Below are 334 nucleotides of genomic sequence, written 5' to 3'. Positions count from 1 at the left end.
GCGTGGGTCATGGCGGTACGCGGCGGTCCTGGCCGCGGCGATCAGGGCCCGGTCTCCTGTGCCGGTGAACGTGCCGGTGTCGGCGGCGAGTTCAGCGTCGACCGCGGTCCGGTCTTCGGCGCTGAGGCAGGCTGTTTCCCGGACGAGGAGGGTGGCGCGCCATTCGTTGAGGTCCCCGGTGTTGAGGGCGGTGAGGGTGTGGGGCATTTCGGTGACGAGGGCTCGGGCGAGGCCCAGGAGCCGGCCGCCGCGGCTGGGGGATTCACGCCGGGCCAATGCTATTTGGGCACTGACGCCGTGGCCTCGCTCGGCGGCGGGCACCCCGGCCGCGGCT

1 pseudogene is annotated in these 334 nt (G+C 73.4%); it reads right to left on the bottom strand.

What is annotated here, in order from left to right:
* A pseudogene (locus PSET11_RS16535) lies at window positions 1–334 on the bottom strand (DUF222 domain-containing protein); the annotation flags it as partial.

The sequence above is a fragment of the Arthrobacter ulcerisalmonis genome, from assembly GCF_900609065.1.
GTDB lineage: Bacteria > Actinomycetota > Actinomycetes > Actinomycetales > Micrococcaceae > Arthrobacter > Arthrobacter ulcerisalmonis.
This window is presented reverse-complemented; position numbering and strand designations above follow the sequence as displayed.